14 protein-coding genes are annotated in these 13,104 nt (G+C 62.1%); 6 read left to right on the forward strand and 8 right to left on the reverse strand.

The window, feature by feature from the left end:
- Nucleotides 1-536: 536 nt before the first annotated feature.
- The 5 genes from ACU5AY_RS06800 to ACU5AY_RS06820 form a co-directional block, all read right to left on the reverse strand.
- Nucleotides 537-1,109, reverse strand: a complete 573-nt coding sequence (locus ACU5AY_RS06800) for a hypothetical protein (RefSeq protein WP_446823965.1) — start codon at nucleotides 1,107-1,109, stop codon at nucleotides 537-539.
- 52 nt (nucleotides 1,110-1,161) lie between these two features.
- Complete coding sequence (locus ACU5AY_RS06805) at nucleotides 1,162-3,054, reverse strand: methyl-accepting chemotaxis protein (protein ID WP_446828497.1); 1,893 nt, start codon at nucleotides 3,052-3,054, stop codon at nucleotides 1,162-1,164.
- A gap of 295 nt (nucleotides 3,055-3,349) precedes the next feature.
- Complete coding sequence (gene gpt / locus ACU5AY_RS06810; RefSeq protein ID WP_446823967.1) at nucleotides 3,350-3,847, reverse strand: xanthine phosphoribosyltransferase; 498 nt, start codon at nucleotides 3,845-3,847, stop codon at nucleotides 3,350-3,352.
- 182 nt (nucleotides 3,848-4,029) lie between these two features.
- Nucleotides 4,030-4,863: a universal stress protein gene (locus ACU5AY_RS06815; protein WP_446828498.1), complete on the reverse strand. Its 834-nt coding sequence runs from the start codon at nucleotides 4,861-4,863 to the stop codon at nucleotides 4,030-4,032.
- A 102-nt stretch (nucleotides 4,864-4,965) separates the two neighbouring features.
- Nucleotides 4,966-5,355 carry an acyl-CoA thioesterase gene (locus tag ACU5AY_RS06820; protein WP_446823969.1) on the reverse strand — a complete coding sequence of 130 codons (390 nt, stop codon included), beginning with the start codon at nucleotides 5,353-5,355 and terminating at the stop codon, nucleotides 4,966-4,968.
- Nucleotides 5,356-5,563: 208 nt separating this feature from the next.
- On the opposite strand from ACU5AY_RS06820, the gene ACU5AY_RS06825 reads away from it, so the two are divergent.
- The 4 genes from ACU5AY_RS06825 to ACU5AY_RS06840 all read left to right on the forward strand — a co-directional run bounded on the left by ACU5AY_RS06825 (nucleotide 5,564) and on the right by ACU5AY_RS06840 (nucleotide 9,741).
- Nucleotides 5,564-6,811: an extensin-like domain-containing protein gene (locus ACU5AY_RS06825; RefSeq protein WP_446828499.1), complete on the forward strand. Its 1,248-nt coding sequence runs from the start codon at nucleotides 5,564-5,566 to the stop codon at nucleotides 6,809-6,811.
- A 276-nt stretch (nucleotides 6,812-7,087) separates the two neighbouring features.
- On the forward strand, nucleotides 7,088-7,912 hold the full coding sequence (locus ACU5AY_RS06830) for a sulfite exporter TauE/SafE family protein (RefSeq protein WP_446828500.1): 825 nt from the start codon (nucleotides 7,088-7,090) through the stop codon (nucleotides 7,910-7,912).
- Nucleotides 7,913-8,056: 144 nt separating this feature from the next.
- Nucleotides 8,057-8,983: an ABC transporter ATP-binding protein gene (locus tag ACU5AY_RS06835; protein ID WP_446828501.1), complete on the forward strand. Its 927-nt coding sequence runs from the start codon at nucleotides 8,057-8,059 to the stop codon at nucleotides 8,981-8,983.
- Nucleotides 8,980-9,741 (forward strand): ABC transporter permease, encoded by a 762-nt coding sequence (locus ACU5AY_RS06840; protein WP_446828502.1) that lies wholly within the window; start codon nucleotides 8,980-8,982, stop codon nucleotides 9,739-9,741. The genes ACU5AY_RS06835 and ACU5AY_RS06840 overlap by 4 nt, the downstream gene beginning before the upstream one ends.
- Nucleotides 9,742-9,756: 15 nt before the next feature.
- Here the strand turns inward: ACU5AY_RS06840 and ACU5AY_RS06845 are convergent, their stop codons facing one another.
- From ACU5AY_RS06845 to cobS, 3 genes are read right to left on the reverse strand one after another with little or no spacing between them, the layout of a single operon-like run.
- Nucleotides 9,757-10,458, reverse strand: a complete 702-nt coding sequence (locus ACU5AY_RS06845) for a retropepsin-like aspartic protease family protein (protein WP_446823974.1) — start codon at nucleotides 10,456-10,458, stop codon at nucleotides 9,757-9,759.
- Nucleotides 10,455-10,685 (reverse strand): DUF1289 domain-containing protein, encoded by a 231-nt coding sequence (locus ACU5AY_RS06850; RefSeq protein ID WP_446828503.1) that lies wholly within the window; start codon nucleotides 10,683-10,685, stop codon nucleotides 10,455-10,457. The genes ACU5AY_RS06845 and ACU5AY_RS06850 overlap by 4 nt, the downstream gene beginning before the upstream one ends.
- Nucleotides 10,686-10,722: 37 nt before the next feature.
- Nucleotides 10,723-11,502 carry an adenosylcobinamide-GDP ribazoletransferase gene (gene cobS, locus ACU5AY_RS06855; RefSeq protein ID WP_446828504.1) on the reverse strand — a complete coding sequence of 260 codons (780 nt, stop codon included), beginning with the start codon at nucleotides 11,500-11,502 and terminating at the stop codon, nucleotides 10,723-10,725.
- A gap of 94 nt (nucleotides 11,503-11,596) precedes the next feature.
- On the opposite strand from cobS, the gene cobT reads away from it, so the two are divergent.
- Together cobT and ACU5AY_RS06865 are read left to right on the forward strand one after the other, a co-directional pair.
- Nucleotides 11,597-12,613, forward strand: coding sequence for a nicotinate-nucleotide--dimethylbenzimidazole phosphoribosyltransferase (gene cobT, locus ACU5AY_RS06860; RefSeq protein ID WP_446828505.1), 1,017 nt, complete (start codon nucleotides 11,597-11,599; stop codon nucleotides 12,611-12,613).
- A gap of 85 nt (nucleotides 12,614-12,698) precedes the next feature.
- Nucleotides 12,699-13,079, forward strand: a complete 381-nt coding sequence (locus ACU5AY_RS06865) for a diacylglycerol kinase (protein WP_446828506.1) — start codon at nucleotides 12,699-12,701, stop codon at nucleotides 13,077-13,079.
- Nucleotides 13,080-13,104: the final 25 nt, after the last annotated feature.

A 13,104-nucleotide genomic window follows, 5' to 3' on the forward strand; every position in this document is an offset into this window, starting at 1 on the left:
TGGCCGCAAACACTAAATATAGTATTAACAGATTATTGCGCCAGTCCCCAAGCCCCGAAGTTGCGACGTTTTTTCAAAGCGCACTAAACCGCATCGGCTGTCTTGCCCGTCATGGGCCAAAAAGCCGCTGAACACCCAGCGATTTGAGGAAGAACCGGCCTCGTTCATGCCGATCCAGTCGCCGCCGCAACATGACGCCCATTAAGTTTGACTCGGCCTGCTTCGTCAAGGGCTGGTTTGTGTCAGATTTTTATACACTATATGTTGTGGTCTGAGGCTGTGGAAAACGGGGACAGCGCGACAGGCCTTTAGAATCAACCGCTTGCGGGCAGTTCCTTGGCGGGCGTTAACCCTGAATATGAACCGCAGAGGAAAATCAGGCGAAATATTCGCCGCTCCCGCTTTCCCGGTATTGGCGTCGGCGGCCGACTGTGAGCGGCTACCGAATCAGATTGGGGCGCCTTGGCCTTAAAACGGAAACGGGCGGCAAAAATGCCGCCCGCACAGGATGTTGTGCCTCTATATTGAACGAGCGCTCAAAGCGCGTCGAGGTTGACGCCGACGGTGATGGCGCCGATCGGTGCGCCGGTTTCGTCCACAATCGTCATCGAGGCCTGCGACTGCAGCATCTGGGTTGATTCGTCCTTCTCGGCTTCGTCGACGAAGAGGGCATCGGCACCGACGCCGTAGGTCTTCTGGAACTTCGCTTCGTCACCCTGCCAGTAGTCGGAGGTCGGGTCGCTCTGGCCCACATTGAGACCGTGACTGTCCATCACGAAAACCTCGGTGACGACTCCCTCGGAGCCTGCCTTTTTTTCCGCCAGGAATTTCGAAAGGGCATTGGCGAGCACGCCATCGACCGTCGGGTGGTCGCTGCCTTCGACTTCGGCGCGCCATTTCTGGTCGAGGGCGTCGATGTCGGACTGCTGCAGATTGGCGTTGGCCGCATTCTGCGCCTTGATGGCGTCGATGACCGTCGGATCGGACAGCCAGGGCTTGATGTCGCTGTTCACATATTCTGTGACGGCGGCGACATAGGGCTCTTCGGCATGGGCGAGCACGGGTAGTGCGATTAGGGCGGCGGATGCGAGAATGGCATGCAGTTTCATGGTGTGTCTCCTCTCAGAAGCTTCAAATGGTATTGCCGGTCGGAATGGGGTCTCAGAATTCTTCCCAGTCGGATGCCGCCGCCAGCGCGTTGGCACCACGATAGGCGGCTGCCGGCGTGCGGGGCCGCGGGGTCGGGGCATGGGATGCCGGACGGGACTGGGTTGCCGGCAGCTGGCTGGCCGTCGGCGCCATGCGGGCACCGGACGAGGGGATCGAGAACCGTCCGACTGCCGATTTCAGGCTGTTGCCGAGCGTTCTGAGCTCCTGGCAGGCCGCGTTGGTTTCCTCGACCATCGCCGCATTCTGCTGGGTGGTCGCATCCATGTTCTTAAGCGCGCCGTTGATCTCGTCGAGACCGGCGGACTGTTCGCGGGCTGAAACCACGATGGCGTCGATGCTTTCGTTGATCTCGGCGATCTGAACCTCGATGTGGCGCAGCGCTTCACCCGTGCGGTTGACGAGCTCGACGCCGGAGGCGACTTCGGTTCCGGACGCAGAGATCAGCGTCTTGATCTGCTTGGCCGCCTCGGCGGTCCGTTGCGCGAGTTCGCGGACTTCCTGCGCGACGACGGCAAAACCCTTGCCGGCATCACCGGCGCGGGCGGCTTCGACACCTGCGTTCAGAGCAAGCAGGTTGGTCTGGAAGGCGATATCGTCGATGACGCCGATGATCTCGCCGATTTCATGCGAGGACGTCTGGATCTTGTCCATGGCGCCGATCGCCTGGCCGACGACGTCCGCCGACTTGCGGGCGCTTTCGCGGGAGGTCGAGACCTGTGAGCCGGCGGCGTTCGCCATGTTCATCGTGTTGCGGACGGTGACGGTGATCTCGTCGACGGCGGCAACGGTCTTCTCAAGGGATGCTGCCTGGGTTTCGGTGCGCTGGGCGAGTTGGTCGGCGGCCTTGGCAAGCTCGGCCGAACCCGATTCGATCAGGGCCGTGGCGCCGGCAATCTCCTGCAGGGAAGCGGAGACGGCCTGGACCATGCGCTGGAAATCGCGGCGCAGCTTTTCGAATTCCTGACCCTGTTCCGACAGTTCGACGGTGAAGTCACCGGTCGCAAGGGCGGCGAGGGCTGCGCCGATATTGTTGACGATGGTGACCTGGTGAGCGGCGGTTTCCTGCACCTTCTCGGTGAAACGGCTGCGCTCTTCGTCTATGGCGCGGCGTTCGCCTTCAGCTTGGAGCTCCTGCTGGTGCTTGGCCCGGCTGGTCTCGATGGCATCGCGGATCGCCTTGGCGATGATGCCGACATGGTCGGTTCGGTCGGCATACTGGACCGGCGTTTCCCAGTCACCTTCCTGGAAGGCGCGGATGCGGCTCGACAGCGCCGTCATCGGCTTGCTGACATAAATCCGCATGGCGATGAGGAACACGATGAGAACGGCGGCGATGACGGCTGCCTGCTTGGCGGCAAACAGCATGGCCTTGGTATTGGCCGCCTGAACGATCGGCTGCGTGGACCAGGACGTGGCGACATAGCCGGCCTGTTCGCCCTTCTTGTTCTTGCCGAGCGGCACGACGACATCGATGCGTCCCGGCTGGCGATTGACGACGACGTCCTGCGGATCGCCAGCGATGACGGCTGTGATGCCGGCATCAAAGTCCGGCTTGGCATTGTCGGCGGCCTTCCATCTGTCTACGACGTCACTTGCGCCGCTGATCGCAACGAAATCGGTCATGCCGAGGTTCGGATCATTGCGGTAAAGCGAATAGGCGTCCTGGACGACTTCGGCCTTTTTCCACTTGATGCCGCCTTGCGCGACGTCCGCAATCTGCCTTGTGCTCTTGGTCCAATCGTCGCTGGCACGCTCGATGGCGGTTCCGACATCGGACGACCAGGAAAAATAGGCGCTGATCGCAAGGCCCACGACGTTGACGGCGATGATGATACTGGCGATGCGGGCAGTCAGGGAAAGGCGGGAGAACGGAGTATGGCGCATTAACACCCTCATTGGCATCATAACATGGCATGGCTCCCGTCTGCGGAGGGCGCATGCTGCTTGAGTTCGTCATGAGGTCAGTGCTGGGGCGAACATGCCCGGCGTCATGCCGAACAAGGTCTGACTTTGTCTCGAGTGCAACAATGGACCATGAATATTTAAGCACTCATTAATTTATTGGACATTTTCGTGAGTGTTCGCGAATCCCGCAAATGCACAACAAATGACGGCGCTCCCTGTGGAGCGCCGTCATATCAGACTGTCTGGATTTCTGCCGGATAGGCTGCGGAGCCGCTCAGCCCTTGTGGCCCTTGGCGATCGGTTCCTGATAGGTGAAGCCCATGTCCCAGGGGAAATAGATCCATGTGTCCTGGCTCACCTCGGTGACGAAGGTATCGATCACCGGCACGCCCTTGGGCTTGGCGTAGACGCAGGCGAAATGGGCGTCGGGCAGCATGGCGCGCACTTCTGCGGCCGTCTTGCCGGTATCGGTCAGGTCGTCGACGACGAGTACGCCCTTGCCGCCATCGGTCAGGAGGTCCGGAGTAATGCCCTTCAGCAGCACCATTTCGCCCTGATTGACATAGTCATGATAGGAGGCGATGCAGACCGTTTCGATCAGGCGGATATTCAGTTCGCGCGAGATGATCGCCGCCGGCACGAGGCCGCCGCGGGTGATGCAGACGATGGCCCTGAATTCCGTTCCGGTGCCCGCCAGGCGCCAGGCGAGCGCCCGGGCGTCGCGGTGAAATTGATCCCAGGAAACCGGAAAGGCCTTGTCGGGAAGGGACATGTCGTTGCTCCGTCGAAAATCGTCCATCATTGCCCGGTCCTCAACATCTTGGACGGGCTGTCGTTGGAAAGAGCATTAGCGACAATTGCGGGCGAAAGGCAAGATCGCGGATGTTGCTAAAAGACCCGGTCCAAGGGGGCCGGGCCTTTTCGTCAGCTTAGGCAGGTAAGGCGCTGATGCGCTCAGCGCGACATCAGGGTCATGACCGGCATCGATGTCAGCAATTCCTTGGTCACGCCGCCAAACAGTACTTCCCACAGGGGCGAATGCGTGTAGGCACCCATGACCAGAAGGTCGATATTGCCGTCGGCAAGCCGGTTCTCGATCATCACGGCCGGCTTGGTGCCGTCGCTCTTCTGGCTCTCCAGCGTCACCTTGACGCCGTGACGCGACAGCGTCGAGGCGATCTCGGCACCGATGGTTTCCGCCGACTGGCTGGCGCTGTCCTTGGCGTCCACGGTGTAGATCTCGACGTCTTCTGCCATCTTGAGAAGCGGGATGGCGTCGAAGGTCGAGCGGGCGGCTTCACGCGAGCCGTTCCAGGCGATCAGCGCCTTCTTGACGGGTTTTGGCGTCTTGAGGATGTAGGGAACGAAGAGTGTCGGGCGCCCGGCTTCGTGCAGCAACTGGTCGTAGTCGCTGCGCATGCTGTTCTTGTCGAGCTGCGGGGCGATGATCAGGTCGGCGCAACGGGCGCTGTCGATCGCCTGTGCGGCGCTGTAGCCGCCCATGGTGACGAATGTCCGCCATTCGTGGGAAATGCCTTCCCGGCGCGCCTTTTCCTTGAAGATCTTCTCGACCTCGCTGGTGACGGAGTGCTCCTGCTCCTGAAGGGCGAGGGTGGCCGCCGGGTCCGGAATTTCCATCGGCGCCGCCACCGGCATGGTCGCGTAGGATTCCACATGCAGACCGATGACATGGGCGTCGAACTGCCGGGCGAGCGCCACGGCGAAGTCGGTCGTCTGTGCTGCATCTGCAGCCGAGTCGAGGATTGCCAGGATGGTGCGGTAGGACATGTCGGTTTCCTCCTTGGGAAGGCCGTTTCGGTTCGTCTATGAGAATATAGTGCAAACCTGCGGCTTTTTCTGCCTTGACAAAGATCAACCCTGAAAAAGCGTCTATTCGACAGGCACGGCCTGCGGCTTTCCGTTGCTGTCCAGGGCGACCATGACGAATGTGGCGTCCGTCACCTTCTCCATCGTGTGGGTCAGGTAGCGTTGCGCCCAGGCCTCGACCCACAGGGTGATCGAGGTGCGGCCGACGCGCACGACATCCGTATAGATGCAGAGCGTGTCGCCGATCTTGACCGGCAGTTCGAAGGCCATCTCCTTGACGGCGGCGGTCACCACGCGGCCGCGGGCGCGTTCTGCGGCGCGGATGCCGCAGGCCAGGTCCATCTGCGCCATGACCCAGCCGCCGAAGATATCGCCTGCCGCATTGGCGTCAGCCGGCATGGCGAGCGTCCGCAATGTCAGTTCACCCGCCGGACCACCCGTCTTTTCCGCCATCAGCAGCCTCCTGAAACAGTATCGGTTTTCGATCGTCTGTCGCGAGCGTAAGCGGGCCGTTTTGCGGATGCAAGGAGGCGGTTGCCGGTAACCGTCCTTTGTCCGTCGGCGCGGCAACGGTTCGTTTACCGCTTCTTTCTAAAATTCGGGGGATTTTCCTGAAAAAGCGGGCCGCCGATCCGGTCTGCCGAAGAAGTGGTAAAACTGTATGGCGTATTCCACCCTTCTTAGACGGCGGTCGATCGTCCTTCTTCTATCCTGCGGCCTGACGGCCTGCTCGGCGGCATCGCTTGTGCCGCCAGCACCGATCGATGGCGGGCAGGTGAGTGCGATCCGTCCGGTGCCTGCCGCACAGATGCAGCCGACGGCGATGCGCGACGCCGGCCTGGTCGACGAGATCGGCTATTCCTCCGGTCCGGCTCCGGTGAGCCGCGCCAATGGTACGCTCGGCTATCTCGACAGCCCCAATCTGGCGACGTCCCCCGCCGTGGATGCCCAGCCGCAAATGCAGGCGGCACCGCGCCGTTCGTCGGGCCTGCCGATGATCGACAGCGACGAGGCGCTGGCGCTGAACAGCGGCCAGGGACAGGCCATGCCGGCACCGGTGCAGCAGGCCGGTGCAAACGGCCTTGTCGTGACGTCGGAAGGCATCAATATCGACAATGCGGTCGGGGTCAGCGGCAGGGGCGCACCGGCTCAGCCGCTCGGCACGCTGCAGATCGCCGAAGGAACGACGACCGAGCCGGTTGTCGATGGCATCGGCACGGACAGCCCGCAGCTTCTGAACGGTCAGGTATCGATTGCGCCACAGCCGGCTCAGGGCGAGCGGCAGGTGGCCATGCTGTCGCGTCCGGACAATCCGATGCTGCTCGGAACACAGGCTCAGCCGCAATTCGAACCGATGCCCGCATCCGAGCTTCAGTGCCGGCGCGAACTCGACCGCCTTGGTGTCAAGTATCACGAGATCGACCCGATCTCGAAGGGAGGCAGTTGCGGTATCGCACATCCGATCAAGCTGGAGGGGCTCGGCGGTGGCATCGACGTGACGCCGGACACCACGCTCAACTGCCAGATGGCGCTGACGCTGACCAAGTGGGTCCGCAAGGAAGTGGTCCCTGCGGCCCGCACGCGCTATCTGTCGGGCGTGAAGAAGATCGTCTCGATGGGCGGCTATTCCTGCCGGCGGATGAACAGTCGTTCCTCCAACCCCTGGTCCGAGCACGCGCATGGCAACGCCATCGATATCGGCAGCATCGTGCTCAACAACGGCAAGGAGATCGATGTCAGCAAGAAGGGCTTCTTCGCGTTTCGCGAAAAGGGCCTGCTGAAGGCCGTGCGCACAGACAGCTGCAAATACTTCAACACCGTTCTCGGCCCCGGCAGCGATCCCAATCACAAGGATCATTTCCACCTCGACCTCAGAGCCCGCAAGTCCGGCTACCGGCATTGCAGCTGACGGCCATATAAAGAAACCGGCTGCGAGAGCCGGTTGAATATGAGCCCGGTCGGGGCGGGGGGCAGCGGCGGTCCGGGCGCGACGGTCTTCATCGGCGGTCGTTTCGAGGCCATGCCGTATGACACAATGCTTCAGCAGCCGGAGATCGGGGCGGCGTACCGAAATCGCCTCTGCCTGCATTGCCGTCGCCCGATGAACATGTCCTAAGAAGATTGCAGCGTGATGACGGTTATTCGTTAGGCGCTGTCGGATCTGTTCGAACGGAAGCGGAGTGGGATGACGGCCTCTTTCTCGGAAATTGCGCCCTTCGTCGTGGCGCTGCTCGCGGCCGGCGTCGTCGCGGGCCTGCTTGCCGGCGTCTTCGGCATCGGCGGCGGCGCCATCCTCGTGCCGGTCTTCTACCAGATCTTCGCGCTCGCCGGTGTCGACGACAGCGTGCGGATGCATCTCTGCGTCGGCACCTCGCTTGCCATCATCGTTCCGACGTCGCTGCGATCGTTCCAGTCGCATTACCGCCGCGGACTCGCCGACATGGCGCTCTTGAAGGGCTGGGTGATCGCCGTTCCGCTCGGTGTCGTTGCCGCATCGGCCATCGCTGCCTATGCGTCCAGCGAAGTGCTGCGGCTGACGTTTGCGGTGATTGCGCTGTTGCTCGCCTTCCGCATGCTGGCAAACCGCAGCCACTGGAAGCTTGGCGACGACCTGCCGCCCAATCCCTTCCGCTTTCTCGCCGGCAGCATCATCGGGCTGCTGTCCGGGCTGATGGGCATTGGCGGCGGCGTGCTCAACAATACCTTCATGACGACCTATGGCCGGCCGATCCACCAGGCGATCGCGACCTCGGCGGGCGTCGGCGTTCTGATCTCGCTGCCGGGACTTGTCGGCTACATCGTCGCCGGCTGGGGCGATCCCGGCCTGCCGCCGCTTTCGACCGGCTTCGTCAACTGGGTCGCCGTGGCGCTCGTCATTCCGGTGACGATGGTGGCGGCACCGGTCGGCGCCCGTATCGCGCACGCCCTCAGCCGCCGGCAGCTGGAGATCGGCTTCGGCATCTTTCTGCTGATCGTCGCACTGCGCTTCTTCTATTCGGTCATCGACTGAATTCCAGCGTTTGTTTGATTTTATTCCTGCTTTGGGTGGCAAACCGTCACAGGCGTTCTATATGTGTGTCCGCGCGTTCTTTCGGGGGAGAGGGCGAGCCGTCCAATTCCATGCGTCCGGCGCATGAAACATCTGTGAGACATCATGACATCCATCATCACCGTCAAAGACCTGACGAAGCGATACGGCAATGGATTCGAGGCCTTGAAGGGCGTCAATCTGGACATTCGCGAGGGCGAGATCCTGGCGCTGCTCGGTCCCAACGGGGCGGGCAAGACGACTCTGATCTCGATCATCTGTGGCCTGGTCAATCCGTCGTCCGGGCAGGTTCTGGTCGACGGCCACGACGTGGTCAAGGAATTCCGCAAGAGCCGGGCGCTGATTGGCCTGGTCCCGCAGGAGCTGACGACCGACCAGTTCGAGACAGTCATCAACACGGTCAGCTTCTCGCGCGGTCTGTTCGGCAAGAAGCCGGATGCGGGCTATATCGAAAAGGTGCTGCGGGACCTGTCGCTGTGGGACAAGAAGGACAACATGCTGCGCGAGCTTTCCGGCGGGATGAAGCGGCGCGTGCTGATCGCCAAGGCCCTGTCGCACGAACCGCGCATCCTGTTCTTGGACGAGCCGACGGCAGGCGTCGACGTCGGCCTTCGCAAGGACATGTGGCGGGTCGTCGAACGCCTGAGGGAAACCGGCGTGACGATCATCCTGACGACGCACTACATCGAGGAAGCCGAAGAGATCGCGGATCGCGTGGGTGTCGTGCGTAGTGGCGAACTGCTGCTGGTCGAAGACAAGACGACGCTGATGAAGCGACTGGGGCGCAAGCAGCTCATTCTCGAGCTCAGCGAACCTCTGGCCCACATTCCGCCCGCGCTTCAGCCCTACGGCATGAGCCTCTCGGAGGACGGTCATCAGCTGACCTATGACTATGTCGAAAACGGCGAACAGGCCGAAATGAATGCGCTGCTCGGGCATGTCTCCAGCGAAGGGCTGCATCTGAAGGATCTGAAGACCCGGCAGAGCTCGCTCGAAGACATTTTCGTATCGCTGGTGGGAGAAGCGTCATGAATTTCCAGGCCATCAAATCCATTTATTTCTTCGAAATGGCCCGCACGCGGCGCACCATCCTGCAAAGCGTCATTTCGCCGGTCATCACCACCTCGCTCTATTTCATCGTCTTCGGCACGGCGATCGGGTCGCGCATCCAGCAGATCGACGGCGTATCCTACGGATCCTTCATCACGCCGGGGCTGATCATGCTGACGCTGCTCGGCCAGTGCGTGTCGAACGGCTCTTTCGGCATCTATTTCCCGCGCTTCACCGGCACGGTCTACGAAGTGCTGTCGGCGCCGGTGGCGATGACGGAGATCGTCATCGGCTATGTCGGGGCCGCGGCGACGAAGGGCATGATGATCGGCGCGATCATCCTCCTGACGGCGACGCTGTTCGTCGACATCTCGATCGCGCATCCGCTGCTGATGGTGCTGTTCTTCGCGCTGACGGCGATTTCCTTCAGCCTGCTCGGCTTCATCATCGGCATCTGGGCGACGAATTTCGAGCAGCTAAACCTCATTCCCATGCTGGTCATTCCGCCGCTGACCTTCCTCGGCGGCAGCTTCTATTCGATCAATATGCTGCCGCCGTTCTGGCAGTGGGTGAGCCACCTCAATCCGGTGCTCTACCTCGTCAGCGGCTTTCGCTGGAGTTTTTACGAGGTCTCTGACGTCAATCCGCTGATCAGCCTCGGCATGATCTCGCTGTTCCTTCTCGTCTGCCTGTCGATCGTCTTCTGGATGTTCAAGACGGGATACCGGCTGAAGAACTGACCGCGACGGTAAGCCTCAGTCCCTGAGCCGCAATTCGTCCGGCTGCATCTGCATCGACGAAAGCGTCGACAGGAAGCTCATGCCGAGCAGGCTCTTGTCGAGCTTGCCCGGCTCGGTGACGATCGCCGGAACGTTGGTCCGGGTGATCGGGCCGACGGAGATGCTGTCTAGGCGCACGGCGGCGGCGTGGGCCTCGCCATTTGCGGTCGAGACGAGCATGGTGAAGCTCAGCGTATCGACCGGCAGTCCGATGCGCCTGGCGTCGTCATAGGTGAGCACGACCGAGCTTGCTCCGGTGTCGACCATCATGTCGACAAACGTCTTGTCGACCGTCGTCTCGATCTGGAAATGACCGCTCAGCCCCTTGTGGACGATGACCTCGCTGCCGCCGTCGACGGCCGTCGCGATCACCGGGCGGCCGGGCATCAGGCCGGCCAGCACCCGTTCCGCGATCGGGCGCAACTGGTCGCGGTAGAGGTAGCCGGTCACCAGCGCCATGACGATGACCACCCAGACCATGAACTGCTGCAGCGTCTGGTTCAGCGATCGCCGGCTGCGCAGGACGGCGACAGCCACCATCGCGGTAATTGGCAGCAGGTACAGAAGGCTTGCAAAGCGGTCGTTGTCCATGCCGAAGGTCTGGCCGGCGGAGTTGTTGAACATCAGGACCGCCAGCCCGATGCCGAGAATGGCAAGGATGATCGTGAGCATGTTCATTGGCCGGCATCCTTGCCGGTCATCTGCCGACGCCGGGTCATGCGGCGCGGCCGGCGCGGTGTTTCGGCGATCTCGACAAGGCGTTCGGGCAGGCGGTCCATGAGCGCCCGGCGTTCTCCGTCCGACATGGCCGTCCAGGCGCCGATTTCCGCCTGCGTGCGGCCGCAGCCCATGCAATAGCCGGTCAGGTTGTCGATCATGCAGAGTTTGATGCAGGGTGTTTCCAAGGGGCTTTCGTTTCTTTCCGGGCCTTTTTGACCGTTGCTAGGCGACGATGGCGAGCGTGGCAAGCAGCGCCATCTCGGAAATCTGCTCCGCGGCGCCGATCGTGTCACCCGTATGGCCGCCGATCTTCCTGTCAGAAAAGATGGTGAACAGGCCGGCCAATACAAGAGCCATCACGATGGCCGTCGTCCAGGAATAGACCGGCATGACCGGTCCAAAGCAGCAGATGGCGATGACCGTTCCGGCAACGAGAGCGGTGAGCAGCGCCGTGCGATCCGGCAGACCGGACCTCGCCGCGACACCGTCGATGCGGGCGGCGGGCAGGGCGTACCAGTGGCAGAGCATCAGCGTGCGCGATACAGCGGCGACGCCGAGGAAAACAAGCGCTACTCCGACCGGTGACATGACGGCGATGAGGCTCGAGAGGGCGGTCGCGCGGATCGCCAGCGTCAGGATGAGGGCCAGACCGCCATAGGTGCCGATGCGGCTGTCGCGCATGATGTCGAGGATGCGGTCTTTCTTCTGGCCACCGCCGAAGCCGTCGGCGACGTCCGCCAGCCCATCCTCATGCAGCGCGCCGGTGACGAGCAGGTTGACAGCAAGTGCGATCAGAGCGGCGAGCAGAGGCGGGGCGTGGGCTGCGGAAAGGACGAAAAGGACAAGGGCCGCGGGCAGGGCGACGATGAAGCCGGCCGCCGGAAAGGCGCGGATCATCACCGAAAGGCTGTGGTCCTGGCCGTCAAAGAGTCGCCCCGGGACGGGTAACCGGCTCAAAAAGGCGATCGATCGCAAAATGTCCTTGCCATAGTCGCTGAACATCTGTGGCTCATTGTTCTCTTGTGGGGCGGTTCGCCTCTCGGTAAGACGGGCCACCAGAGCCCATTTGAAATGGAATTACAAGGATAGTCGTTCGATGAGTGTTACCGGCCTGCCATTCGATGATTTTCGCGCCCTGCTAAAGGAATTGCCGGGTCCGGACACGGCGGCGCTCGCCGCAGCCAGAGCCCGCGATTCGCAACTGACGAAGCCGCCGGGCGCGCTGGGGCGCATGGAAGAAATCGCCATGTGGCTTGCCGCCTGGACAGGTCGGACGCCGTCGGTCAACCGTCCGCTGGTCGCCATTTTTGCCGGTAACCACGGGGTTACCAAGCATGGTATCACGCCGTTCCCGCCGGAAGTCACCAAGCAGATGGTGGCGAATTTTTCGGCCGGTGGTGCGGCGATCAACCAGATCTGCGTCACCCATGACCTCGGTCTGAAGGTGTTCGACCTGGCGCTCGACTATCCGACCGGCGACATCACCTGCGAGGCTGCCCTGTCCGAGCGCGACTGCGCCGCCACCATGGCCTTCGGCATGGAGGCAATCGCCGGCGGAACGGACCTGCTTTGCATCGGCGAAATGGGCATCGGCAACACGACGATCGCCGCCGCCATCAATCTGGCGCTCTACGGCGGCACGGCGGAGGAATGGGTCGGCCCCGGCACCGGCTCGCATGGCGAACTCCTGCAGAAGAAGATCCATGCCGTTGAGACGGCGGTGGCGTTCCACAAGGATCACCTCGACGATCCGCTGGAAGTGCTGCGTCGTCTCGGCGGACGTGAAATCGCAGCGATGGCCGGGGCGATCCTGGCGGCCCGCATGGAAAAGATCCCCGTCCTGATCGACGGCTATGTCGCAACGTCGGCCGCGGCGATCCTGAAGGCGGCCAATCCGTCCGCGCTCGATCATTGCCTGATCGGCCATGTCTCGGCGGAGCCTGGTCACCTGCGGGCAATCGAGAAGCTCGGCAAGACGCCGCTTCTGGCGCTCGGCATGCGGCTTGGCGAAGGCACGGGTGCCGCACTTGCGGCAGGTATTGTCAAAGCCGCTGCGGCATGCCATTCGGGCATGGCAACGTTCGAAAGCGCCGGCGTCAGCAACCAGGACTGACATCTTAGCGCCGATCGCCACTTTTTCGGCTCAATGCCGGGGCAAGGGCTCCGGCATCGCCACCATCGACGTCAGGGACACCGCCATGGACTCCGGTCCGATCAAGAAGCAAACCGGCCTGCGCCACCTCTTTGCCGCCGCTCAATATTCCAGACAGGGTTTCGTCAGACTGCTGAAGGAATCGGCCTTTCGGCACGAGTTGCTCGCCTTCGTCGTCGGTCTCCTCCTGTTCGCGCTCATTGGCGCGACCATCATCGATTTCCTGATCTATGTGGTGCTGATGATGGTGCTGTTTGCGACGGAAGCGCTGAACACGGCGATCGAGGAACTGGTCGATCGGGTTTCGCCCGAGATCTCGTCGGTCGGCAAGCATGCCAAGGACCTCGGCTCGTTTGCCGTTTTCTGCATGCTGATCGCCAACGGCCTGTTTGCGGCCTATGTGGTGATTTCCAGCTTCCTGTCCTGAATATCCGTTCCGGCTTGATGGGGCC

The organism is Rhizobium sp. PAMB 3174 (genome assembly GCF_052908375.1).

Coding starts and splice junctions, on each gene's coding strand:
- ACU5AY_RS06830 (WP_446828500.1), top strand. CDS start 7,088: ATGACGGCCTCTTTCTCGGAAATTGCGCCCTTCGTCGTGGCGCTGCTC.
- cobT (WP_446828505.1), top strand. CDS start 11,597: ATGAGTGTTACCGGCCTGCCATTCGATGATTTTCGCGCCCTGCTAAAG.
- ACU5AY_RS06840 (WP_446828502.1), top strand. CDS start 8,980: ATGAATTTCCAGGCCATCAAATCCATTTATTTCTTCGAAATGGCCCGC.
- ACU5AY_RS06835 (WP_446828501.1), top strand. CDS start 8,057: ATGACATCCATCATCACCGTCAAAGACCTGACGAAGCGATACGGCAAT.
- cobS (WP_446828504.1), bottom strand. CDS start 11,502: ATGTTCAGCGACTATGGCAAGGACATTTTGCGATCGATCGCCTTTTTG.
- ACU5AY_RS06800 (WP_446823965.1), bottom strand. CDS start 1,109: ATGAAACTGCATGCCATTCTCGCATCCGCCGCCCTAATCGCACTACCC.
- ACU5AY_RS06825 (WP_446828499.1), top strand. CDS start 5,564: ATGGCGTATTCCACCCTTCTTAGACGGCGGTCGATCGTCCTTCTTCTA.
- gpt (WP_446823967.1), bottom strand. CDS start 3,847: ATGTCCCTTCCCGACAAGGCCTTTCCGGTTTCCTGGGATCAATTTCAC.
- ACU5AY_RS06865 (WP_446828506.1), top strand. CDS start 12,699: ATGGACTCCGGTCCGATCAAGAAGCAAACCGGCCTGCGCCACCTCTTT.
- ACU5AY_RS06820 (WP_446823969.1), bottom strand. CDS start 5,355: ATGGCGGAAAAGACGGGTGGTCCGGCGGGTGAACTGACATTGCGGACG.
- ACU5AY_RS06815 (WP_446828498.1), bottom strand. CDS start 4,863: ATGTCCTACCGCACCATCCTGGCAATCCTCGACTCGGCTGCAGATGCA.
- ACU5AY_RS06805 (WP_446828497.1), bottom strand. CDS start 3,054: ATGCGCCATACTCCGTTCTCCCGCCTTTCCCTGACTGCCCGCATCGCC.
- ACU5AY_RS06845 (WP_446823974.1), bottom strand. CDS start 10,458: ATGAACATGCTCACGATCATCCTTGCCATTCTCGGCATCGGGCTGGCG.